Raw genomic sequence first — 22,277 nt, forward strand, 5'->3', positions numbered from 1 at the left:
AAGGGCGAACAGCATGCTGTTCGCCCTTTTTGTTTCTGCTGCATTGACTCAGCTTCGCAGCAGATTTGCCTGCAGCTCGCTGCCGAGCTGATCGAGCAGATGGTAGCGAGCCTTGTAGCTGGCCCGCTTGCGGGAGGGGATCTCCTCCAGCGTCTTGCGGGGCACTTCCAGCGGCAGGCTCATCCAGAGTTCATCCTGCACGCAGCCCTGATGCTCCTGCCACAAGCCGTCGAGGTCGAACTTGACCCGATCGGCAGTGCGTTTGCTGCTCTGATAGACGTGGCTTTGGGTGCGGATCCCGAGCAGGCTCTTGCACGCCAATCCCCGGGCCAGCTCGGCGGCCATATAGACCAGCAGGGACATGGGGCGCAGCCCGCCGCACGCCTTGGTGACCAGCTTGATCTCCTCGCTCTGCCCCTTGCCGCCCTGCAGCGAGCAGATTTCGAGGGTCGGGTTCGGTGCGGGGCGCAGATTGAGGGCCATGTAATAGAGCGCCGCGTCACCCAGCTTGAGGGTCAGGCTCATCTCCCCCTCTTTGCCCATGTGGGTTTGGTAATCCAGTTGCAGGGTCAGGGGGGCCGTCAGCTTGTCGCTCTGCCACTGGGCCAGCAGCAGGCCGCGCCCGCTGTAGATCGCCAGCTGTTGCGCCTTGGGCAGCTGGCGAGCCAGCTGCTGGTAGTGGCCGCTGATAAGCCCGGCTCGCAGGCGCTTGCTGAGCCCCTTGTGGCGATAGGGGTGGATCGGCTTTTCCAGAATATCGGGGAAGCGGCTGATCGCCTGCGCTAGCAGCGGTTGCTCCTGCTGCTGGCGATAGAGGGCGCGGGCGCCGGGATTGAGCCAGAGACGCCCCACATACTTGGCCCGTCGGATGAGATGACCCGACTCCTCCACCGGATGAAGGCGGCGGGCGAGGGTGCGCAGGTGTGACAGATGAGATGACATGGTGCCGACCTCTGACTGGTGTGATGAGACAGGGCGGGGAGTGTAGGAGCGGGGCGCCGGCTTGTAAAAAAATGGATAGTAACAAAATGTGAAAACATAACGCTCAGTAGCGGCGGGCGCTGCGAGGTGACCGTCACGGCCACGGCAGGAAATCTGGCGCCATCCTCTTGATGCGGCAGATGATTTGATGCGCAAAGGTTTTTATTGTGTTTTGTGTTTGTTAAAAGTGGTTGAGCTGGCGCGAACGGCTGATTAAGCTAGGCCGGTTTTTTAGGGATGAGCCCGTCACCAGAGCGGGCAGAAAATGACACAAAACGGAGTTTTGCATGACAGCTAGCACACCCATGTTAATCACCTTCCTGGTGTATATCCTCGGAATGGTGTTGATCGGCTTCGTCGCCTATCGCGCCACCCGCAACTTTGATGACTACATTCTGGGCGGTCGCCGGATGGGGAGCTGGGTGACCGCTCTCTCTGCCGGCGCCTCCGACATGAGCGGCTGGTTGCTGATGGGCCTGCCCGGCGCCGTCTTTGTCAGCGGCATCTCCGAGAGCTGGATCGCTATCGGTCTGGTCATCGGTGCCTACCTCAACTGGCGCTGGGTAGCGGGCCGCCTGCGGGTACATACCGAGAAGAACCGCAACGCCCTGACCCTGCCGGACTATTTCACCTACCGCTTTGAAGATCACAGCAAGGTGCTGCGCATTCTCTCGGCGCTGGTGATCCTGCTCTTCTTCACCATCTATTGCGCCTCCGGCGTGGTGGCCGGTGCTCGTCTGTTTGAGAGCACCTTCGGCATGGATTACAACACCGCCCTCTGGGTCGGTGCCGCCGCCACCATCACCTACACCTTCTTCGGCGGCTTCCTCGCGGTGAGCTGGACCGACACGGTGCAGGCGACCCTGATGATCTTCGCCCTGATCCTGACCCCGGTCTTCGTCATCATCGCCGTCGGCGGGGTGGACAGCGCCATGATCGAGGTGGCAGCCAAGAGCGCCACCAACCTCGACATGTTCAAGAATCTGGATGTGATCGCCATTGTCTCGCTAATGGCCTGGGGCCTTGGCTACTTTGGTCAGCCCCACATTCTGGCCCGTTTCATGGCGGCGGATTCCCACCACTCCATGGCCAATGCCCGTCGCATCAGCATGACCTGGATGGTGTTCTGCCTCGCTGGTGCGGTGGCCATCGGCTTCTTCGGGCTGGCCTACTTCGCCCGCTTCCCGGAAGTGGCAGCTGGGGTGACCGGCAACCCGGAGCGGGTCTTTATCGAGCTCTCAAAGATCCTGTTCAACCCCTGGATCGCCGGGGTGCTGCTCTCCGCCATTCTGGCGGCGGTGATGAGCACTCTAAGTTGTCAATTACTGGTCTGCTCCAGCGCCATCACCGAGGATCTCTACAAGCCGTTCCTGCGCAAGAACGCCTCCCAGCGTGAGCTGGTGTGGGTGGGTCGCCTGATGGTGCTGCTGATCGCGGTGATTGCCATCGCCGTCGCCATGAATCCGGAAAACCGGGTGCTGGGGCTGGTGAGCTACGCCTGGGCCGGTTTCGGTGCCGCCTTCGGTCCCGTGGTGCTGCTCTCCGTGCTGTGGCCGCGAATGACCCGCAACGGCGCGCTGGCCGGCATGCTGGTCGGTGCCATCACCGTCATCGTCTGGAAGCAGTTCGGTTGGCTGGGGCTGTATGAGATCATCCCGGGCTTCCTGTTCGCACTGCTGGCCATCGTGGTGGGCAGTTTGCTGGGCGAAGCGCCCTCAAAAGCGATGCTGGAGCGTTTCCGCGATGCCGAGGAGGAGTACAACACTCCGGCCGAGAGCGCGGGAGAGCCGGTCGCGGTGAACTGATCCCCCTTACCGCTTTCTGATTGAGAGCCCCGCCCCCGGACAAGGAGTGCCCTGGTTGGCCATCCTTGCACCGGTTTGGCGGGGCTTTGTGCTATCTGATTCACTCTTGGGCACTTTTTTATGTTCGGCCGGTGTCTCCCGGGTGCTCGCTTTCTTTTGTCTTGGCACCGAATATGGGACACTAGGCCGCCTGAAGGAGACCTAGTGCATGCGGCTATTCACCCTGATCCTGATCCTCCTGCTGGGGGGACTGCAATATGACCTCTGGCTGGGGAAGAACGGGCTATCCGATTATCAGAACCTGTCGGAGGCCATCTCGCAGCAACAGCGGGACAACCAGACTCTCAAGGATCGTAACGACCTCATTTACCGCGAGATAGATGATCTCACCTCTGGCCTCGAGGCCATCGAGGAGTTGTCGCGCAACGATCTGGGTTACATCAAGCAGGGGGAGACCTTCTACCGGATCATCCCCAAAGAGAAAGACAAAGAGACAGCGCCGGACGATGAGCCCTACGATGACTGATGCCAGCCGGGTATCCGGCCTGACGGCGATCGTCCCTGCCGCCGGTATCGGCAGCCGGATGGGGGCCGATTGCCCCAAGCAGTACCTGCAACTGGCGGGTAAAACCATTCTCGAACATACCCTGGAGCGGCTGCTCTCCCACCCGGCCATCGCCCAGGTGATCGTGGCGCTGGCGCCCCATGACCGCTGGTTCGAGGCCCTGCCCGTGGCGGCCGACCCGCGCATTGTGCGGGTAGAGGGAGGCGCCGAGCGCGCCTTTTCCGTCCTCAATGGTCTCCATGTGGCGCAAGGGGAGTGGGTGCTGGTGCACGATGCGGCCCGCCCCTGCCTGACTCACGGCGATCTCGATGCGCTGATTGCCGCGGCCATGAACTGCGGCGGTGCCATTCTCGGCAGTCGGGTGCGCGATACCATGAAGCGCTCCGATGGGGAGGGCAATATCATCGCCACCGTCGAGCGCGAGCAGCTCTGGCATGCCCTGACGCCGCAGATGTTCCTGACCCGTGCCCTGAAGCTGGCACTGGAAGAGGGGCTGCTGCTGGGCGCCACCATCACCGACGAGGCCTCCGCCATGGAGCGGGCTGGATTCACGGTGCGCATGGTGGAGGGGCGCGCCGACAATATCAAAGTGACCCGGCCGGAAGATTTGTCGCTGGCGGGGCTGTTTTTAAGCCAGCAGGCATAAGCCCCTCAGTCAGAACAGACCGTTCAGAGCAGAGTGTCTCGAACAAACAGGCCCGAACAAGGAGTTAGCATGATCCGGATTGGACATGGTGTGGACGTACACAAAATTGATGGGGTTGGTTTCAGCATGTTGGGAGGTTGCCGCTGATGATGCGCATTGGTCATGGTTTTGATGTTCATAAATTTGGTGGTGTTGGCCCCTGCATGCTGGGTGGCGTGCCGGTTCCCTACGAGCAGGGGCTGGTTGCCCACTCCGACGGCGATGTGGTGCTGCACGCGGTGAGCGATGCCCTGCTGGGGGCCATCGGTGCCGGTGACATCGGTCGCCACTTCCCCGATACCGCTGCCGAGTTCAAGGGGATCGACAGTCGCATCCTGCTGCGGGATGTCTTTGCCCGGGTACAGAAGGCGGGTTATGCCATCGGCAACCTGGATGTGACCATCATCGCCCAGGCCCCCAAAATGGCGCCCCATATCGACGCCATGTGCGCCGTGCTGGCCGCCGATCTGCAATGTGATTTGAACCGGGTGAACGTCAAGGCGACCACCACCGAACAGCTTGGGTTTACGGGGCGCAAGGAAGGGATCGCCACCGAAGCCGTCGTCCTACTGGTGAAACAATAATGCTGGAACAACTTGCCTATCTGCACGGGGCGCCCACTGCCCGCGGTATCCTCAAGGCCGAGGCCGCCGACTTCGTGGTCAATGAAGATCTCGGGTTTGAGCCTTGCGGTGAAGGGGAACACATCTTCGTCCGGGTGCGCAAAACCGGCGAGAACACCGCCTGGGTAGCGGGTCTGCTGGCCGATGCGGCCGGGGTCAACCGCAATGCGGTGACCTGGGCGGGCCTGAAGGATCGCCACGCGGTGACCGAGCAGTGGTTTGGCATTCACCTGCCGGGCAAGGCCGAGCCGGACTTGTCGGTTATCGAGAGCGACAGCATCCAGATCCTGCAAGCCAAGCGTCACAACCGCAAATTGCGGGTCGGCTACCTCAAGGGCAACCACTTCACCCTGCGTCTCACCGGTCTGGAACAGGCCGACGGGCTGGAAGCGCGCCTGCAGGCCATCGCCACTCAGGGCGTGCCCAATTACTATGGTGAACAGCGTTTTGGCCGCGATGGCAACAACCTGGAAGCGGCCAAGGCGATGTTTGCCGGCAAGCGGATCAAGGATCGCAACAAGCGCTCCCTCTACCTCTCTGCCGCCCGCAGCATGCTGTTCAACGCCATTGTCAGCGCCCGTATCGAACAGGGGCTGGCCCATCAGCTGCTGGCCGGTGATTGCGTGATGCTCAAGGGCAGCCACTCCATCTTCAGCGAAGAGAGCGTGACCCCCGAGCTGGAAGCGCGTCTTGCCTCCGGCGACGTGCAACTGACCGCGCCCCAGTGGGGCCGTGGCCGTTTGGCCAGTCAGGGTGCCGCTGCCGAGTTCGAACAGGGCGTGCTGGCTCCTTACAGCGATTGGTGTGACGGGCTGGAGAAAGCCGGGCTGGATCAGGACAGGCGCCCCCTGCTGCTCAAGCCGGAGCAGATGAGCTGGCAGCTGGACGGCGAGGCGCTGACCCTCTCCTTCTTCCTGCCGGCGGGCGCGTTTGCCACTAGCGTGGTGCGCGAGTTAATGCAGGCCGAAGAGGCCGATCACGGTTTCAGGAATCAGACCGATGCGAATTCTGGTCAGTAATGATGATGGTGTGCATGCCGAGGGCATTCGTGCCCTCAGCGAGGCGCTGCGCGCCTGCGGCGAGGTCATTGTGGTGGCGCCGGATCGCAACCGCAGCGGCGCGAGTCACTCCCTGACGCTGGAAGTACCGCTGCGGGTTACCCGCATTGCAGAAAACGGCTTTAATGGGTGCGAGAGCTATGCGGTGAAGGGCACGCCGACCGACTGCGTGCATCTGGCGGTCAACGAGCTGGTGCGTCCTGAACCCGACATGGTGGTGGCCGGCATCAACCACGGTGCCAACCTGGGGGATGATGTCATCTACTCGGGCACGGTCGCCGCGGCCACCGAAGGGCGCCATCTTGGCTACCCCTCCATCGCCATCTCGCTTGTAGGCAAGACCCACTTCGCCACGGCGGCCCACTATGCGGCCCTGCTGGTGAAGGGGCTGATGAAACACCCCCTGCCTGCCGATCAGATCCTCAACGTCAACGTGCCGGACTTGCCCCTCGAGCAGATCAAGGGGATCAAGACCACCCGCCTTGGCAATCGCCACCGGGCGGAGTCGGTGGTCTGCACCGAGGATCCCCGCGGTCAGCCCATCTACTGGATCGGCCCCCCCGGTAGCCAGCAGGATGCCGGTGACGGTACCGATTTTGCTGCCATCGAGCAGGGCTATGTCTCGATTACCCCCCTGACCATCGATATGACTGCCTATGACAGTCTCGCCGGTCTGGGGGCCTGGTTAGATCTGCAGGGATGAGGGTGGTGTGATAGTACAGCGCCTGTTAAATCAGCTCATTGCGCAGGATATTCGCGATTTTCGCGTGCTGGCGACCATCGCGAAAGTGCCGCGCCAGCTGTTCGTGGACGAGGCCATGGCGCACAAGGCGTGGGACAACACCGCCCTGCCCATTGGCCACGGCCAGACCATTTCGCAGCCCTATATGGTGGCGCGAATGACCGAGTTGCTGATGCAAAACAATCCGGCCCATGTGCTGGAGATTGGCACTGGCTCGGGCTACCAGACGGCGATCCTCGCCCATCTGGTGGAGCATGTGTATACCGTGGAGCGGATCAAGTCGCTGCAGTTCCAGGCCAGACGCCGACTGCGCCAGCTCGATCTGCACAATGTCTCGGCCAAGCACGGCAACGGCTGGCTGGGGTGGCCCAACAAGGGGCCTTATGACGCCATTCTGGTGACGGCGGCGGCGAGCGAGATCCCGACGGCGCTCACCGATCAGCTGGCCGAAGGGGGCCGACTGGTGTTGCCCGTGGGTGACAGCCAGCAGACCCTGCAGCTGATCGAACGATCCGGATCCCAGCTGACCAGCCGTATTCTGGAGCCGGTACGTTTTGTTCCCCTGATTGACGGAGATGTTGAGTGAAGTTGTTTTCCCGTTTGTACGTACTGGTGATGCAGTGGGCTCGCCACAAGCATGCCCCCTGGTATCTCTCCATCACCGCTTTCATCGAGTCGGTATTCTGGCCGATCCCGGTGGATGTGATGCTGGCGCCGATGGCGCTCGCCAAGCCCCACAAGGCGTGGCACTACGCCACACTGGCCACCCTCTTCTCTGTGCTGGGCGCCCTGTTTGGCTATGCCCTTGGCTATGCCCTGTGGGATCCGGTCGTGCTGCCACTGGTGGAGTCTGTGGGCTATCAGGACAAGATCGAGATTGCTCGCAACTGGTTTGAGCAGTGGGGGATCTGGGTCATTTTCATTGCCAGCTTCACCCCTATCCCCTACAAGGTGTTTACCGTGACGGCAGGGTTGTTGCAAATGGCTCTGCTGCCCTTCATCATCACCTCCCTCATCGGTCGTGGCATGCGCTTTTTCCTGGTGGCGGGCCTGATGCGCTGGGGTGGCGAGAAGATGGAACGCAAACTGATGCACTATGTTGATGTGCTCGGTTGGCTCTGTATTGGTCTGGCCGTGGTGGCCTATTTCTGGTTTAGTCGTTAAGGATCCATTATGCGTTCGCGTATTTGGCAAGGAAGCAGTGTCGTGGTGTTGTCATGGCTGCTGCTTGCCTGCTCCTCCAGTAAAAATGCAGCTCCGGTAGATGGTGTTGATGAGGGGCAGTTTGTCTCGACCATTCCGGCTCGCCAAAGCGGTGCCCAGGTCAGCGCCCCCATTCAGGGCGGCAGCTATGTGGTGAAGCGGGGCGATACCCTCTACTCCATCGCCTTCAACTCCGGCAACGACGTGCCGTCGCTGGCCAGCCTCAACAATATCAGCCCGCCCTACAACATCTATCCGGGGCAGCGACTGCGACTCGATGGTTCCAGCGCCAGTGTTGGCAGCAGCCGCAGTGCCGGTACCTATGAGGTGCGCCGCGGCGATACCCTGAGCAGCATCGGCCGACAGTTCGGCATGACACCGCAGGCGCTGGCCCAGAGCAATAACCTGAGCGCCCCCTATGCGCTGCAACCGGGTCAGGTGCTCAATGTCCAGACCGCAGGCGGCGGTTCGACCCAGATGGTGGCTGCGACTCGCCCGACAACCGTGACGCCGGTGGCCGTGAGCCGTCCCAGCAGCGGTCCGCGTCCGTTGGCCGAGCCGAGCGGATCTGGTCAGACCACGCCATTCATCTCTCAGAAATCCGTTGCTCCGGCAGCACCGAAGGAATACGCTCAGGTCAAAGAACAAAAAACAAACAACTCCCAGTCGAGACTTGCTTGGCACTGGCCCGCAAAAGGCCGGATTGTCGAGGGGTTCTCTGTTGCAGAACAGGGTAACAAGGGGATCGACATAGCCGGCCAGAAGGGGCAACCCGTCTACGCCGCCAGCAGCGGTAAAGTGGTATACGCTGGCAGTGCTTTAAGGGGGTACGGCAAGCTGATTATCCTCAAGCATGATGATGACTATCTCTCCGCTTACGCACACAACGACGAGTTGCGGGTGAAGGAAGGGGACAGCGTCAAGGGGGGCTCGGTCATTGCCAACATGGGTAGCACGGACGCGCCGGATGTGCGATTGCATTTCGAGATCCGGTACAGAGGCAAGTCGATCAATCCGATGAGCTATTTGCCAAAGCGTTAACCCCAGAGAGACCGTCTTACTCTGGTAACGTCAGGGAGACACACCATGAGCCAAGAACAACTGGTAATGCAGGATGCAGAGTTAGAGTTTGACGCTGAACCCGAATCTCACGAGGTAGAAGAGTTGCAGGAGGTAGCCGCCGAGGCGGACGAGACTATCTCCGATGAGTTGCTGGCACCTGAGCTGAACAAGGTGATGGATGCCACGCAACTCTATCTGGGGGAGATAGGTTTCTCCCCGCTGCTCACTGCCGAAGAGGAAGTCTACTACGCCCGTCGTGCCTTGCGCGGTGACAAAGCCGCCCGCAAGCGCATGATCGAGTCCAACCTGCGACTGGTGGTGAAAATCGCCCGTCGTTACAACAACCGCGGCCTGGTGTTGCTGGATCTTATCGAAGAGGGCAACCTCGGTCTTATCCGTGCGGTCGAGAAGTTCGACCCCGAGCGCGGCTTCCGTTTCTCTACCTATGCCACCTGGTGGATCCGCCAGACCATCGAGCGGGCCATCATGAACCAGACCCGCACCATCCGTCTGCCCATTCATGTGGTCAAGGAGTTAAACGTTTACCTGCGCACCGCGCGCGAACTCTCTCACCGTCTCGATCATGAACCGACCGCCGAGGATATCGCCTTCGCGCTGGATCGTTCGGTGGATGACGTGAACCGCATGCTCAAACTCAACGAGAAGATCACCTCAGTGGACACCCCCATTGGTGGTGATCGCGACAAGGCGCTGCTGGATGTGCTCTCCGACGAGCGAGGCATGGGGCCTGAGCTGGAGTCACAGGAAGATGATATGCGCAGCAGCATCGTGCACTGGCTGGAGGAGCTCAACCCCAAGCAGCGGGAAGTGCTGGCCCGTCGTTTCGGTCTGCTGGGCTACGAGCCCGCTACCCTCGAGGATGTGGGGGCCGAGATTGGCCTGACCCGCGAGCGGGTACGCCAGATCCAGGTGGAGGGGCTGCGCCGTCTGCGGGAGATCCTGCTGAGCCAGGGGCTCTCCATCGAGGCGCTATTTCGTACCAATTAAGCCCGCACCAACTAGCACGAGGGGAGCAACAGCTCCCCTCGTTTTTTATTGCCTGTCGTCTGGCGATGGCTTCGTGGTTATACCAGCTCAGCTAGCATGGTGTCGGCGTAGGGCACCAGTGCTTCGCCCTTCTTCACCTTGGCGAGATAGTCCGGGTTGGCGATAAGCGGACGGCCGATGGCCACCAGATCGAAGCGGTTAGCCTCGATGGCCGCAGCGGCGCGCTCGGCGTCGTAGTTACCCACCCCGACCAGATTGCCCTTGTAGTGGGCGCGCAGATAGTCGGAGGCGCGGCCACCCAGATAATCGAAGGTGAGGTTGTCATCGAAGATGCCGAGGTGGATATAGGCCAGCGGGCGATCGTTGAGCTTGCCCAGCAGGTAGTCGAACACGGCGCGATCTTCCGGGCTGCCCGCCAGATGGACATAGGCACCCGGGGAGAGGCGAATACCAACCCGATCACCGCCGATGCGGGTGCTGATGGCATCGACCACTTCCAGCGCGAAGCGGCTCATCTTTTCCGGGCTGCCACCATAGTTGTCGGTGCGCAGGTTGGTAGAGTGGTGCAGGAACTGGTCGATCAGGTAGCCGTTGGCACCGTGGATCTCCACCCCGTCAAAGCCCGCCTCGATAGCGTTGGCAGCGGCCTGGGCGTAATCCTGCACCAGCTGGGCGATTTCCGCCTCGGTCAGGGCACGCGGCACCTGATAGGTGAGCTCGCGCATGCGGGGCACAGTGCCCTCGTGCGCCACGGCAGAGGGGGCCAACACTTCAGCCTGATGGAAGAAGGGGTGGGAGAGGCGGCCGACGTGCCACAGCTGGGCGAAGATCTTGCCGCCCTTGGCGTGCACGGCGCTGGTCACTTTCTTCCAGCCATCGATCTGCGCCTGGGTGAAGAGGCCCGGGGTATTGGGGTAGCCCTGCGCGTCGGGGCGGATGATGACGGCCTCTGAAACAATCAGGCCGATGTCGGCGCGGCGGCCGTAATAGGCTGCCATCTGCTCGGTCGGCACCAGACCTGGGCCTGCCATGCAGCGGGTGAGCGGGGCCATCATGAAACGGTTGGCCAGGGTCAGAGTGTCATTGAGTCGATACGGCTGAAACAGGGTATTCATGATAGGTTGTCCTGAACGGGTTATTCTTGAATGTGCATTCAAGACGTTTTTTGCGTCGGGCGCAAGCTTTTTTTGAATGCGCGTTCAAGAAGGTTGGCCCGAGCGGGCGGCTGGGGTAAACTTGCCGCCCTTTCCAGCCACTCTTTATCGGCGGGCCCTGTTGCCCCTTGCCGGTGAACCATTTCCCACGGGAGGAACCATGCGCATAGCCGAGTTTGATCGGGACGAGGTACTGCGAAATGCCATGGAAGCGTTTCGCGCCAAGGGATATGCCAAGACCACCATGCAGGAGCTGGTGGCCGCCACCGGCCTGCACCCGGGCAGCATTTACGGCGCCTTTGGCAACAAGCGCGGCCTGCTGCTGGCGGCGGTGGATCACTATGTCGAGGGTAAACGCACCCTGCGCCGCTCATTGCTCGACAACCCGAGCCCGCTGGCGGGCCTTGCTGCCTATCTCGACCGGATTGTGGGGGAGGCGCTCTGCGGCTCCTGTCTGGTGACCCGCACCATGATGGAGCTGAGCGAGCAGGATGAGGAGCTGACCCAGCGGGTCAAGGGGATCTATGGCGAGCTGGAGCAGGATCTGGCCGAGTTGCTGACGCAGGCGCAGGCGAAGGGTGAACTGGCCCCGGATAGCAATATCCACACCCTCACCGCACTGCTGCTGATCAACCTGCAAGGGCTGGTCACCTTCGCCCAGTGCCGCCCCGATCGCCCCCTGCTGGACGACGTAGTTGCCCAGCTGATGCGGGCCCTGCGGGCGTAACGCGATACCGCAGAAACAACAGTGGCTCCCTTGGGAGCCACTGTTGTTTGCGGGAGGGTTACCTCGGCCCCACCAGCTCCTTCATCAAATCTTTCAGCCATACCAGCGCCGGTTGCTGGGCGTGAACGGGGTGCCAGACGCAGTTGAGGTGATAATCCGGCACGTCTGCGGGCAGCGGCAGGCTTTTCAGCGGCCAGTGGGTGGCGAGCAGCTCGGCTACCATGCTGGGCAGCACCAAGAGGTGATCGCTCTGGCTGACGATGGCGGCGGCGGACATATAGCTCTGGCTGTTGACCGAGATGGTGCGGCTAAAGCCCTGACTCTTCAGATAGCGGTCGAGGCTCGCCTCCGAGGTGCCCAGCGGCGAGTGGAACACATGGGGCATGGCGATAAGCTGCTGCAAGGTGATGCGCTCCTGCCACTGGGAGGGGTCATCCTCGGCACCGGCGGGGGCCGATTTGGCAATCGGCAGATCGGCGCGCACCAGTCCGGCCAGCGGCTCGGTGAGCCAGGTCTCCTTGCCGAGATACCCCGGCACCTGCATGTACTCGTCAAAGCCCAGCACCAGATCGATCTCGCCGCTCGCCAGCTCGGCCTCTGGCAGGGTGTCGCGCAGGATGCGGATCTCGATGGTGACCCCCGGCGCCAGCCGTCTGAGCCGCTGGATAAGCGGCGGGATCAGCACGCACTCCACGTAATCTGTGGTGCAGAGCACGAAGCGCCGCTTCGACTGGCTCGGCTCGAACTCTTCTTCCTCGGTGAGCTGCTGCTCCAGCAGCCGCAGCGCCTGCTGCACCCCGAGATGCAGCCGCTGGGCGCGCGGGGTCGGCAGCATCCCCTGCGGGGTGCGCACCAAGAGCGGGTCGCCGAGAAAGGTGCGCAGCCGGTTAAGGGAGTGGCTCATGGCGGGCTGGCTGATAAAGAGCGCTTCGGCGGCGCGGGTGACGCTCCCTTGCGTCATCAGGGCGTCAAACGCGAGCAGCAGATTGAGGTCGAGCTGGTGCAGTTTCATGGGGGGATTATTCGCCGTGTTTATGGGACAATCCATCCTATTCATTTGATGGATGGGGGCGCAACGTCTTAATCTGCGACCCACTCTTATTTTTCCGGGTTCCCGCGCCGCATCGGGCGTAAACGGGGGCCTTAATCCATGCAAGGAGCCTTGCGATGAGCATCAAGACCATTAACTCCACGCCGGCCGCCGACGGCTTCACCATGCCCGCCGAGTGGGCGCACCAGCAGGCCGTCTGGATGATCTGGCCGTTTCGCCCGGACAACTGGCGCGTAGCCGGTCGTTTCGCGCAAGAGACCTTCGCCAAGGTGGCCGATGCCATCGGTGGCGCCACCCCGGTCTTTATGGGGGTGCCAGCCCAGTTTATGGAGCAGGCTCGCGCCATCATGCCCGCCCACGTCACTCTGGTTGAAATGAACAGCGATGACTGCTGGGCCCGCGATACCGGCCCGACCATCGTCACCAACGCTGACGGCGAGTGCCGTGGGGTGGATTGGGGCTTCAACGCCTGGGGCGGACACAAGGGGGGTCTCTACTACCCGTGGAATCAGGATGAAGAGGTCGCTGCCCAGATGCTGGCCCAGCACGGCATGGCTCGCTACGATGCGCCGCTGATTCTGGAAGGGGGCTCCATCCACGTCGATGGCGAAGGCACCTGCCTGACCACCGCCGAGTGCCTGCTAAACGAGAACCGCAACCCGCACCTGACCAAAGAGCAGATCGAAGCTCACCTGCGCGACTATCTGGGCGTCACCAGCTTTATCTGGCTGGACGAAGGCGTCTACATGGATGAAACCGACGGCCACATCGACAACATGTGCTGCTTCGTGCGTCCGGGTGAAGTGGCCCTGCACTGGACTGATGACCAGAACGATCCCCAGTACGCCCGCTCCGTGGCCGCCCTCAAGGTGCTGGAAGCGGCGGTCGATGCCAAGGGTCGCAAGCTGAAAGTGTGGAAGCTGCCCCAGCCGGGCCCGCTCTACTGCACTGAAGAGGAGTCTGCCGGTGTCGAGAGCGGTACCGGTGTGCCGCGCGAGGCAGAAGGCCGTCTGGCCGGTTCCTATGTGAACTTCCTCATCACCAACGATCGCATCGTCTATCCGCTGCTGGATGCCGCCACCGATGGCGAAGCCCAGCGCATTCTGGAAGAGATCTTCCCGGAGCACACCGTGGTCGGCGTACCGGCCCGCGAGATCCTGCTGGGCGGTGGCAATATTCACTGTATTACCCAGCAGATCCCCTCCGGCCAGTAAGAACCGGATGACGATCCTGCTGCGAGACCGTGATCAAGGCTCATGTGCTGCTCGGAAGCCTCACGTATGTTTATACGCTCCGGTTCCTGCGCTGCTCTTCACCTTGCTGACGGCCTCTCGCGACGGGTCGTAAACCGGTTTACGCCAGCTGAGGTTGGTATTCAAAACCCCACGCCGTGGGGTTTTATCTCTTGATGGTGTGATGGTCGCTGGCGCTGATGCGGCGATCATCATGACAAACAGTCACCCTTTTACAGGAGATCCCCATGATCGAAGTGACCGAGGTTTCCATTGCCGAGCTGCGTGCCGCGCTCGAATCAGGCCGCACCACAGCGGTCGAACTGGTCAAGGCCTATCTGGCCCGGATCGAGGCCTACAACGGCCCCGAGACTGCCACCAAACTCAACGCCGTGGTGGTCGCCAATCCCGATGCGCTGAAAGAGGCCGAGGCTTCCGATGCCCGCCGCGCCCGTGGCGAGACCCTGAGCCCGCTCGACGGCATCCCCTACACCGCCAAAGACAGCTATCTGGTCAAGGGGCTGACCGCCGCCTCCGGCAGCCCGGCCTTCAAGGATCTGGTGGCCCAGCGCGATGCCTTTACCGTTGAGCGCCTGCGCGCCGCCGGTGCCATCTGCCTTGGCAAAACCAATATGCCGCCGATGGCCAATGGTGGCATGCAGCGCGGCGTCTATGGCCGTGCCGAGAGCCCCTACAACGCCGACTACCTGACCGCGCCGTTTGCCTCCGGCTCCTCCAACGGTGCCGGTACTGCCACCGCCGCCAGCTTCTCCGCCTTTGGTCTGGCCGAAGAGACCTGGTCGAGCGGCCGTGGCCCGGCTTCCAACAACGGTCTGTGTGCCTACACCCCGTCCCGTGGCGTGATTTCGGTGCGCGGCAACTGGCCGCTGACCCCGACCATGGATGTGGTGGTGCCCTACGCCCGCACCATGAACGACCTCTTGGAAGTGCTGGATGTGGTCGTCGCCGACGATGCCGAGACTCGTGGCGATCTGTGGCGCCTGCAACCCTGGGTGCAGCTGCCCAAGGCCTCCGAGGTGCGTCCGGCTTCCTATCTGGATCTGGCTGCCAAGGCCGATGCCCTCAAGGGCAAGCGCCTCGGCGTGCCGCGCATGTTTATCAACAAGGATGAACTGGCCGGCACCAGCGAAAACCCCGGTATCGGCGGCCCGACCGGTCAGCGCATCCATACCCGCGAGACCGTGATCGCCCTCTGGGAAGATGCGCGCAAGGCGCTGGAAGCCGCTGGCGCCGAAGTTATCGAAGTGGACTTCCCGCTGGTCTCCAACTGCGAAGGGGACCGACCCGGCGCGCCGACTGTGTTCAATCGCGGCATCGTGAGCCCTGAGTTTCTCAACGACGAGCTGTGGGAGCTCTCCGGCTGGGCATTCGACGATTTCCTGCGTGCCAACGGCGATCCCAAGCTCAACAAGCTGGCCGATGTCGATGGGCCGAAGATCTTCCCCCACGATCCGGGCACCCTGCCGAACCGCGAGGGCGATCTGGCGGCGGGCATGGACGAGTACGTCAATATGGCCAAGCGCGGCATCAAGCGCTTTGACGAGATCCCCACAGTGCCGGACGGCCTGCGTGGTCTGGAGAAGACTCGCAAGCTGGATCTGGAGGACTGGATGGACGGGCTCAAGCTCGATGCCGTGCTGTTCCCCACCGTCGCCGACGTCGCCCCGGCTGATGCGGATGTGAATCCGGCCTCCGCCGATATCGCCTGGAGCAATGGCATCTGGGTTGCCAACGGCAACCTCGCCATTCGCCACCTCGGCGTGCCGACCGTTACCGTCCCCATGGGCATCATGGCCGATATCGGTATGCCGGTGGGCCTGACCTTCGCCGGTCGCGCCTATGACGACAACAACCTGCTGCGCTTCGCCTCGGCCTTCGAGTCCACCGGCAGCAAGCGTATGGTGCCGCCACGGACGCCGCCGTTGGTTTGATTGTTGTTGTGAGTTAAATGTCTCGGAGTCATTCTGAGAGAATAAAAAAACCACCCGTCACGCGGGTGGTTTTTTCAGTTGTGGTTGGTACCAGGTTATATCTAGAGCTGCAGATTCTGTGTTTGATTAACGATTACCCAATCATGCATTGAAGGTATATTTATTGTATCCACTGTATTTTAAATGGATATTTAAATGCCCTATTTATGTTCTCTCTCTAACTCGCCATCTTGATTAAGTATTTCTAATCCACTAACGTTTACAACATTGACATCTAGATCGATAGTTAGTTCGCATATTATTGGCTCAGGCAGAGAGTCAGCATATATCGTGGCCTTGAAATTGATGAGACATGGAGAACGCGAACCTATATATATAAGCAACTCTGGATATATTTCACGTTTTGGTTGAAGAGCATTCAAATCAAAACTTATTTCCCATTCTCTTGGTTTTACTTCTGACTTGTGAATGTCCACATCAATAAATCCAATGGTTCTTGCTGAACCTAAAATTTCGTATCTATTTTTTGATGGTTTTTTTTGATTGTAATCTGATGAGGAAAGTACAATTAGTTCATCACTTTCTGACTCAACCTTGATATCAATGTAGAGGTCTTTTGCACCAAGGGTTCCATTGTTTTTTAGCCAGAAATTTATAGGGAAAAATAGGTTTTTTGTTACTGCGAACTCAACATACTCACGATAATAATCCGTGTTAAATCTATCTCCACCTAATATCATCCCTTGGAAACTACCATCACTAAGTGCTATAGATGGATTATTTGAGCCGTAATCAGGGATTTTCGCGAAGTCAGTTATATTTAAAAAATTGGTTCTCACCTTTAATGAATTACCAGCTCTTTTACCAGATATGGCGTCTGTGAATTCTAATTCTATATTTGAAGAGATTTTTCCAGAAAATCCATCTGAATTGTTTGCCAATAAATTTCTAAGCTGCATCTCGATTTGTTTTGTAAATTTATCTCTGAATTCAATCAATGAGGAGTAATTTTCTACCAATCCTATTGGATATGTTTTCTTTTTAAACTCCCTTAACTCTTCTAGCTGTTTAGTATCAATATCATTTGGATCTTTTTTTGCATTGGAAAAATATAGCATGATAGGCTTTCCAGATAATGCGACTCTATCAATCTCCTCTAATGTCCCACTTTCTTTCATACCAGTATTGCTGCCTAATCGGGTCCAGAAAATCCCCATCAAAAGGTCGCAGTGATCAACCATTTGTTTGTTGATTACCTCCTGGGGACGTTTTCCATATTCAGGGGCTGTATGGGTTTCCCATCTAAGTGGAAGCAAGACTATTTGACGTTCAGCAGAATGTAGATCGTTCCACTCTTGTATTGTTTTCACTGCAATGTCTCTCTCGTCATGTACGTCAGAAGGAGATGCAATTAAAATCCTAAAAACTTTTGCTTCATAAGACATCGGAATTCCTTTTTAATTAACTTTAGAGAACTTATTGTAATATATTAAATTGGGATGTTATTATCCTGACCCGTCAATGAATATAAAGTAAATAACAACATTATTTATATCATCATAATCTGATGTTTACCGTGATCATAACGTTATTTTTGAATGCAGGGGCGTGGGTTTGAATAGCGAAGAGCATTCGGACGATCGCGAATAGGTAGTGGCTGAGAGTCCGTCGATATTCAGAGTTTCCTTGCCGGTTTTGTAATGACTTGGTGCATGGTGATAAACGGACAATTACGCTGCGCTAATCGACCCTACATGATGTGGCTTATTGTTACCTCCCCCTCATCCCCGGCCCTTCTCCCCTTGTTTGTGATCAAGAGTGGGAGAAGGGAGCAAAACGGTTCAGCTGACTGTGCTTTACGTGCGAGGTACGGGTGGGGATGGGAGTTTGGAATTGGCACGGGCCATCCCCTCTCCCTCGGGAGAGGGTTAGGGTGAGGGGCCGCTATCTGTGTTGTAGGTTCGAATAGCGAAGCGTATTCGGACGATCGCGAACAGGTCGTGGCCGATAAGCAGGTGATATTCAGAGTTTCCTGTTGGCTTTGCTATGACTCTATGCTCGGCGGTATGCGGACGATTACGCTGCGCTAATCGTCCCTACATGATGGGGCTTACTGTTTTACCACCCCCTCATCCCCAGCCCTTCTCCCCTTATTTGTGATCAAGAGTGGGAGAAGGGGGCAAATATGCTCCGCTGATTGTGCGTTGGCTCTGTGGTGCGGGTGAATATGAGTGGCTTGGAATTGGCACGGGCCATTCCCTCTCCCTCGGGAGAGGGTTAGGGTGAGGGGCCGCTATCTGTGCTGCAGGTTCGAATAACGCAGCGTATTCGGTCGTTCGCGAACAGGGGGTCGCTGCAGATTGATCCTGACTTCACCTTCTCTTCACACAACCTCATTTTCCCCTCACAAATCCCCCGTATCTTCTGCTCACTGCTTAAAAGGCCCGGCTTGCCACAGGGGTGGCGAGGGGGCGGTTGGTTCGAGGGAGCAAGATGATGAAAGGTTGGATGAAATGCGGGTTGGCCGGAGCCGTGGTGCTGATGGCGAGTTTCTGGGGCGGCAGCGTGCGGGCGGCTGGGATCGAGCTCAAGCAGGTGAGCGGCCCTGTCTATGTGGTGGAGGACATCAGGGGCTGTTGGCGTTTCGGCGCAAGCCGCGTTGCTGCGATAAATGACACCAGGCTAGGCGCAGGGCGCAGTTAATGGCACTCCCTTGACAAGTCCTGCAACAACGCATGGTGTCATTTACCGCGCAACCCGCAGGGACGGGTCCGTTTTTGCGCATCTCGTCGTTACTCGACGGCTTGTTTGGGCGACCAAACTTCGCGTCTCGTGCCTCGATCTGCGCAAAAACTGACTCCGTCGCGGTCGTGACGAAACGTCAACAGCCCCTGCCACGTCAAAGAGAACTCCATGGTCTATTTCGGGGCCAAGGGGGTGACGGTAGTGGGGGCGACCTGGACGCCGGATACCGCTCGTGAGCTGCACAAGCTGATCAAACGGGTCAGCAGCAAGCCGGTGCTGGAGGTGATCAACACCAACTACCACACCGATCGGGCGGGCGGTAATGCCTACTGGAAGTCCATCGGGGCCAAGGTGGTGGCGACGCGCCAGACCCGGGATCTGATGAAGAGCGACTGGGCCGAGATTGTCGCCTTTACCCGCAAGGGGCTGCCGGAGTATCCGGATCTGCCGCTGGTGCTGCCCAACGTGGTGCACGATGGCGACTTCACGCTGCAAGAGGGCAAGGTGCGCGCCTTCTACGCGGGCCCGGCCCATACGCCGGACGGCATCTTTGTCTACTTCCCCGATGAGCAGGTGCTCTATGGCAACTGCATCCTCAAGGAGAAGCTGGGCAACCTGAGCTTTGCCAATGTGAAGGCCTATCCGCAGACCATCGAGCGGCTCAAGGCGATGAAGCTGCCGATCAAGACGGTGATCGGCGGTCACGACTCGCCGCTGCACGGCCCCGAGCTGATTGATCACTACGAGGAGCTGATCAAGGCGGCGCCGCAGTCATAACGGCTACGCGACAGACTGGCAGCAAGCCTTGCCATTGCTGCAATCAGCAGCCATAACGGCACACCACAAAACGCCCGCTTTCAGGAAATAAGCGGGTGTTTTGCATTGGCGGCTTTTTTGGTGGCTGTGAGTGCGTGGCATTAACGCTGTTCAAGGGAGTGAGGCTTTCATAAGATGGCCCTCTCTCTTTTCCCTGAAAGTTATCCATTTTCGTTATGCAATACGCCTCTCTCGCGCGCCTCAAGCAGGCCTTTATCACCGGGATGTGGGCCTCGCTGGTCAGCATCGTTATCGGCTTCGCCTTCAAGGTGTGGCTGGCGCAGTGGGTCGCCAAGGGGGAGCTGGCGCTGTTCAACAGCGTGGTCGATTTGATCTCCCTCTCCTTTATCCTGATGACTGGTTTTCGCTCCTCCATGGTGGTGAGCTACTCCCAGACCAAGAACGATCGGGACATCATCAATATCTTTCGCTACTTCCTCATCGGCATCGTGCTGCTCACCTGGGGAGTGGTGATCCCCTATATCAAGCACGGGCTCCATATCCGGGTGGAGTATCTGCAACTGGTGGGGGTCATCTTCGGGCTGGGGCTCAAGGTCTACTTCACCAATCTGGTGGCCATGTACCGGATGTATCAGCTCTCCAACCGGGTCACCTGGCTGGAGCCGCTGGCCAATGGTCTGCTGTTTATGGCCTGTTATTTCGGGCTGGGGATGGATGCGCTCCCTTCGCTCTTTTATGGGCTGACCTTCTCGTCGCTCGCTATCGCCGGTTATATGTATGTTTCGCGCCGTCGGGCTATCGCCACCAAGCCGCTCGCCAAGGTGGCGCTCGGCCCCGAGATGGTGAGCTATGTGAAGAAGAGCTTTACCGCCTCGCTGGAGGCGGGGGCCAGTATCCTGATGATCTACATCACTGTGTTGCTCACCATCCGCCACTTCAGCATCGATGAACTGGGGGATTTTCAGGTGGTGGTGCGCCCCATCTTTACCTATATGACCACCTTGTTCGTCTTCCCCATCTACCGCTTTGTGCTGCCTGAGCTGGCGGTCAATCTGCGCAACGGTGATCACCGCCAGATCAGGATGATCCGCCGCTGGATCTTCCGCCTCTCCGCCATCGTCAGTCTGGCCTTCTTTGGCTTGATGCTGCTGGCGGGCAAACCGCTGGTGTTGCTGTTCTTCCCCGCCGACTACGTGGGGGCGGTGCCTGTGCTGTTCCACTTCTCCATCTTCTTTATCTTTATGATGCTCAACGGCTATCAGCTCGCCTATATCAAGGCTCACGGCCACTTTACCCAGAGTTTGTTGATCCGGTTGGCGGGCATAGTGGCGCTGGTCGCCGCCTACTATATGGTGGCCGAATTCACTGCCAATGTGGTGGCGATTATCGTGGCGCTGGGGCTCGGCTATATGGTGATGTTTATTCTCTCGACCCTGGCGGAGCGGCAAATTTTGCGATCCCTGCCACTGGTGCTGGCGACCCGTTAGGGGGTTACTCGCCAAGAGCTGGCCCCTGTCAGATAACAAAAAAAACGCCCGTGCGGGCGTTTTTTATTGGCGGCGCAGGAGAGGTTTAACGCTTGCCCTTGCCACCCTTGTTGCCAGCGAGGGCCTGCTTTCTGGCGCGCTGCTTCTGGGCCGCCTTGCTATTGCGGCGCGGCTCGGGCTCGAAGCGGGTGAGATCCGGCTCAAAGCCCGGAAACCACTGCTGGGGCAAACGGGTGTCGAGTACCGCTTCCACCTTCTCCAGCAGCGGCGCATCTTCCGGGCTGAACAGGGTAATGGCGAGCCCCTTGTTGCCGGCGCGGCCGGTGCGCCCGATACGGTGGACGTAATCCTCCGCCACAAACGGGAACTCGAGGTTAATCACATAGTTGAGATCGCTGATATCGAGGCCGCGAGCCGCCACGTCGGTGGCGACCAGCGCCTGCAGGGTACCGGCGCGAAACTCCAGCAGCACTTTTTCACGCGCACTTTGCGACAGATCGCCGTGGAAGGCCAGCGCATTGATGCCCGCCTTGCCAAGCTGCTGGGCCAGTTTGTCGGCCCCCTGACGGGTGCGGCTGAAGATCAGCGCCGGTGCCCACCCTTTCACTTTCAGCATGTGTTCGACCAGCGCCAGCTTGCGATCACTGTCCACCGTGTAGACCCGCTGCTCTACCTCGGCTGCCGTGGTGTTGCGCGGCGCTACTTCAATCAACTCGGGGTCGCGCAGCAGCACCTTGCTCAAGGCAAACAGGTTGTCGTCGCAGGTGGCGGAGAAGAGCAGGGTCTGGCGATCCACCGGGATCTGTTTGAGCAGCGCCTTGATCTCGTCCATAAAGCCCATGTCGAGCATGCGATCCGCCTCGTCAAACACCAGATGGCGCAGGCTATCCAGGCTCAATGCCCCCTGACGCAGATGGTCGAGCAGGCGGCCCGGGGTGGCGATCAGGATATCCACCCCGGCTTGAAGCGCCTCCACCTGCGCCGCGATACTCACCCCGCCGTAGACCAGCGTGCTGGTGAGACCGGTACCCTGGCCGTAGCGCGCCACGCTCTCGGCGACCTGCACCGCCAGCTCGCGGGTCGGCACCAGCACCAGCGCGCGGATCGGGCGTTGGGACTCCATTTGCGGCTGCGCCAGCAACTGCTCCAGCAGCGGCAGTACAAAGGCGGCGGTCTTGCCGGTGCCGGTCTGGGCGCCTGCCATCAGATCCCGCCCCGCCAGAATGACGGGGATGGCGTGAGCCTGAATGGGGGTCGGTGCGGCATAGCCCAGTTCGGTCAGGGTCTGCTGCAAGCGGGGGGAGAGGGCCAGTTCGGCAAAGGAGGCTGTGGACATAGGGGCACCAGTCGGGGTTATCGCGGCCTGCGGCCACGATGCAGTGAGTGATCGTGGCCGCGATGGTAACAGAAGCTGGGGGAG

At 59.6% G+C, this 22,277-nt stretch carries 20 protein-coding genes and 1 pseudogene; 16 read left to right on the forward strand and 5 right to left on the reverse strand.

Features of this window, described 5'->3' with window-relative positions; translation table 11 throughout:
* Positions 1 to 48: 48 nt before the first annotated feature.
* On the reverse strand, positions 49 to 942 hold the full coding sequence (locus AACT07_RS16280) for a VirK/YbjX family protein (RefSeq protein WP_069528909.1): 894 nt from the start codon (positions 940 to 942) through the stop codon (positions 49 to 51).
* A gap of 326 nt (positions 943 to 1,268) precedes the next feature.
* Between AACT07_RS16280 and putP the strand changes: the two genes are divergently transcribed.
* The 10 genes from putP (at position 1,269) to rpoS (ending at position 9,732) form a co-directional block, all read left to right on the forward strand.
* A complete protein-coding gene (gene putP, locus AACT07_RS16285; protein WP_005354514.1) occupies positions 1,269 to 2,786 on the forward strand; it encodes a sodium/proline symporter PutP in 1,518 nt (505 codons plus the stop codon).
* 208 nt (positions 2,787 to 2,994) lie between these two features.
* Positions 2,995 to 3,312 (forward strand): cell division protein FtsB, encoded by a 318-nt coding sequence (gene ftsB, locus AACT07_RS16290; RefSeq protein ID WP_005335520.1) that lies wholly within the window; start codon positions 2,995 to 2,997, stop codon positions 3,310 to 3,312.
* Entirely contained in the window at positions 3,305 to 3,997 is a 693-nt protein-coding gene (gene ispD, locus AACT07_RS16295) for a 2-C-methyl-D-erythritol 4-phosphate cytidylyltransferase (RefSeq protein WP_069528911.1), read from the forward strand. Before ftsB ends, ispD begins: the two co-directional genes overlap by 8 nt.
* A 146-nt stretch (positions 3,998 to 4,143) precedes the next feature.
* Complete coding sequence (gene ispF, locus AACT07_RS16300) at positions 4,144 to 4,620, forward strand: 2-C-methyl-D-erythritol 2,4-cyclodiphosphate synthase (RefSeq protein ID WP_005335518.1); 477 nt, start codon at positions 4,144 to 4,146, stop codon at positions 4,618 to 4,620.
* Positions 4,620 to 5,678, forward strand: coding sequence for a tRNA pseudouridine(13) synthase TruD (gene truD, locus AACT07_RS16305; RefSeq protein WP_069528913.1), 1,059 nt, complete (start codon positions 4,620 to 4,622; stop codon positions 5,676 to 5,678). The genes ispF and truD overlap by 1 nt, the downstream gene beginning before the upstream one ends.
* Complete coding sequence (surE, locus tag AACT07_RS16310; RefSeq protein WP_069528915.1) at positions 5,659 to 6,420, forward strand: 5'/3'-nucleotidase SurE; 762 nt, start codon at positions 5,659 to 5,661, stop codon at positions 6,418 to 6,420. The genes truD and surE overlap by 20 nt, the downstream gene beginning before the upstream one ends.
* 7 nt (positions 6,421 to 6,427) lie before the next feature.
* Positions 6,428 to 7,045 carry a protein-L-isoaspartate(D-aspartate) O-methyltransferase gene (locus AACT07_RS16315; RefSeq protein WP_005335507.1) on the forward strand — a complete coding sequence of 206 codons (618 nt, stop codon included), beginning with the start codon at positions 6,428 to 6,430 and terminating at the stop codon, positions 7,043 to 7,045.
* Entirely contained in the window at positions 7,042 to 7,623 is a 582-nt protein-coding gene (locus AACT07_RS16320; protein ID WP_021229508.1) for a YqaA family protein, read from the forward strand. Before AACT07_RS16315 ends, AACT07_RS16320 begins: the two co-directional genes overlap by 4 nt.
* A gap of 9 nt (positions 7,624 to 7,632) precedes the next feature.
* On the forward strand, positions 7,633 to 8,703 hold the full coding sequence (locus AACT07_RS16325) for a LysM peptidoglycan-binding domain-containing protein (protein ID WP_069528917.1): 1,071 nt from the start codon (positions 7,633 to 7,635) through the stop codon (positions 8,701 to 8,703).
* Between the two features lie 45 nt (positions 8,704 to 8,748).
* The gene (gene rpoS, locus AACT07_RS16330) at positions 8,749 to 9,732 is read left to right on the forward strand and encodes an RNA polymerase sigma factor RpoS (RefSeq protein WP_005335504.1); all 984 of its coding nucleotides are present in this window, start codon (positions 8,749 to 8,751) and stop codon (positions 9,730 to 9,732) included.
* A 77-nt stretch (positions 9,733 to 9,809) separates the two neighbouring features.
* On the opposite strand, the gene AACT07_RS16335 is transcribed toward rpoS, so the two are convergent.
* Entirely contained in the window at positions 9,810 to 10,847 is a 1,038-nt protein-coding gene (locus AACT07_RS16335) for an alkene reductase (RefSeq protein ID WP_069528919.1), read from the reverse strand.
* 199 nt (positions 10,848 to 11,046) lie between these two features.
* On the opposite strand from AACT07_RS16335, the gene AACT07_RS16340 reads away from it, so the two are divergent.
* Positions 11,047 to 11,613 (forward strand): TetR/AcrR family transcriptional regulator, encoded by a 567-nt coding sequence (locus AACT07_RS16340; protein WP_005335495.1) that lies wholly within the window; start codon positions 11,047 to 11,049, stop codon positions 11,611 to 11,613.
* 58 nt (positions 11,614 to 11,671) lie between these two features.
* Here the strand turns inward: AACT07_RS16340 and AACT07_RS16345 are convergent, their stop codons facing one another.
* Positions 11,672 to 12,625 carry a LysR family transcriptional regulator gene (locus tag AACT07_RS16345; protein WP_069528920.1) on the reverse strand — a complete coding sequence of 318 codons (954 nt, stop codon included), beginning with the start codon at positions 12,623 to 12,625 and terminating at the stop codon, positions 11,672 to 11,674.
* Between the two features lie 155 nt (positions 12,626 to 12,780).
* Here AACT07_RS16345 and aguA point away from each other — a divergent pair, with 155 nt between their 5' ends.
* Together aguA and AACT07_RS16355 are read left to right on the forward strand one after the other, a co-directional pair.
* Positions 12,781 to 13,878, forward strand: a complete 1,098-nt coding sequence (gene aguA / locus AACT07_RS16350; protein ID WP_069528922.1) for an agmatine deiminase — start codon at positions 12,781 to 12,783, stop codon at positions 13,876 to 13,878.
* Positions 13,879 to 14,144: 266 nt separating this feature from the next.
* Positions 14,145 to 15,848, forward strand: a complete 1,704-nt coding sequence (locus AACT07_RS16355) for an amidase (protein WP_069528924.1) — start codon at positions 14,145 to 14,147, stop codon at positions 15,846 to 15,848.
* Between the two features lie 200 nt (positions 15,849 to 16,048).
* On the opposite strand, the gene AACT07_RS16360 is transcribed toward AACT07_RS16355, so the two are convergent.
* A complete protein-coding gene (locus tag AACT07_RS16360; RefSeq protein WP_069528926.1) occupies positions 16,049 to 17,293 on the reverse strand; it encodes a hypothetical protein in 1,245 nt (414 codons plus the stop codon).
* A gap of 1,048 nt (positions 17,294 to 18,341) precedes the next feature.
* Between AACT07_RS16360 and AACT07_RS16365 the strand changes: the two genes are divergently transcribed.
* From AACT07_RS16365 to AACT07_RS16375, 3 genes and pseudogenes are all read left to right on the forward strand, one after another.
* On the forward strand, positions 18,342 to 18,551 hold the full coding sequence (locus AACT07_RS16365) for a hypothetical protein (protein ID WP_253182271.1): 210 nt from the start codon (positions 18,342 to 18,344) through the stop codon (positions 18,549 to 18,551).
* Between the two features lie 192 nt (positions 18,552 to 18,743).
* Positions 18,744 to 19,370 (forward strand): annotated as a pseudogene (gene bla / locus AACT07_RS16370) (subclass B2 metallo-beta-lactamase); the annotation flags it as partial.
* A gap of 215 nt (positions 19,371 to 19,585) precedes the next feature.
* The gene (locus tag AACT07_RS16375; RefSeq protein WP_069528931.1) at positions 19,586 to 20,857 is read left to right on the forward strand and encodes a hypothetical protein; all 1,272 of its coding nucleotides are present in this window, start codon (positions 19,586 to 19,588) and stop codon (positions 20,855 to 20,857) included.
* A gap of 85 nt (positions 20,858 to 20,942) precedes the next feature.
* Here AACT07_RS16375 and AACT07_RS16380 read toward each other — a convergent pair whose 3' ends face one another.
* A complete protein-coding gene (locus AACT07_RS16380; RefSeq protein ID WP_069528933.1) occupies positions 20,943 to 22,193 on the reverse strand; it encodes a DEAD/DEAH box helicase in 1,251 nt (416 codons plus the stop codon).
* Positions 22,194 to 22,277: the final 84 nt, after the last annotated feature.

The organism is Aeromonas sp. ANP5, from assembly GCF_963870295.1.
GTDB lineage: Bacteria > Pseudomonadota > Gammaproteobacteria > Enterobacterales > Aeromonadaceae > Aeromonas > Aeromonas veronii.

Coding starts and splice junctions, on each gene's coding strand:
- AACT07_RS16380 (WP_069528933.1), bottom strand. CDS start 22,193: ATGTCCACAGCCTCCTTTGCCGAACTGGCCCTCTCCCCCCGCTTGCAG.
- ispF (WP_005335518.1), top strand. CDS start 4,144: ATGATGCGCATTGGTCATGGTTTTGATGTTCATAAATTTGGTGGTGTT.
- AACT07_RS16340 (WP_005335495.1), top strand. CDS start 11,047: ATGCGCATAGCCGAGTTTGATCGGGACGAGGTACTGCGAAATGCCATG.
- AACT07_RS16335 (WP_069528919.1), bottom strand. CDS start 10,847: ATGAATACCCTGTTTCAGCCGTATCGACTCAATGACACTCTGACCCTG.
- ispD (WP_069528911.1), top strand. CDS start 3,305: ATGACTGATGCCAGCCGGGTATCCGGCCTGACGGCGATCGTCCCTGCC.
- surE (WP_069528915.1), top strand. CDS start 5,659: ATGCGAATTCTGGTCAGTAATGATGATGGTGTGCATGCCGAGGGCATT.
- AACT07_RS16325 (WP_069528917.1), top strand. CDS start 7,633: ATGCGTTCGCGTATTTGGCAAGGAAGCAGTGTCGTGGTGTTGTCATGG.
- aguA (WP_069528922.1), top strand. CDS start 12,781: ATGAGCATCAAGACCATTAACTCCACGCCGGCCGCCGACGGCTTCACC.
- rpoS (WP_005335504.1), top strand. CDS start 8,749: ATGAGCCAAGAACAACTGGTAATGCAGGATGCAGAGTTAGAGTTTGAC.
- AACT07_RS16375 (WP_069528931.1), top strand. CDS start 19,586: ATGCAATACGCCTCTCTCGCGCGCCTCAAGCAGGCCTTTATCACCGGG.
- ftsB (WP_005335520.1), top strand. CDS start 2,995: ATGCGGCTATTCACCCTGATCCTGATCCTCCTGCTGGGGGGACTGCAA.
- AACT07_RS16345 (WP_069528920.1), bottom strand. CDS start 12,625: ATGAAACTGCACCAGCTCGACCTCAATCTGCTGCTCGCGTTTGACGCC.
- truD (WP_069528913.1), top strand. CDS start 4,620: ATGCTGGAACAACTTGCCTATCTGCACGGGGCGCCCACTGCCCGCGGT.
- AACT07_RS16355 (WP_069528924.1), top strand. CDS start 14,145: ATGATCGAAGTGACCGAGGTTTCCATTGCCGAGCTGCGTGCCGCGCTC.
- putP (WP_005354514.1), top strand. CDS start 1,269: ATGACAGCTAGCACACCCATGTTAATCACCTTCCTGGTGTATATCCTC.
- AACT07_RS16365 (WP_253182271.1), top strand. CDS start 18,342: ATGATGAAAGGTTGGATGAAATGCGGGTTGGCCGGAGCCGTGGTGCTG.
- AACT07_RS16280 (WP_069528909.1), bottom strand. CDS start 942: ATGTCATCTCATCTGTCACACCTGCGCACCCTCGCCCGCCGCCTTCAT.
- AACT07_RS16360 (WP_069528926.1), bottom strand. CDS start 17,293: ATGTCTTATGAAGCAAAAGTTTTTAGGATTTTAATTGCATCTCCTTCT.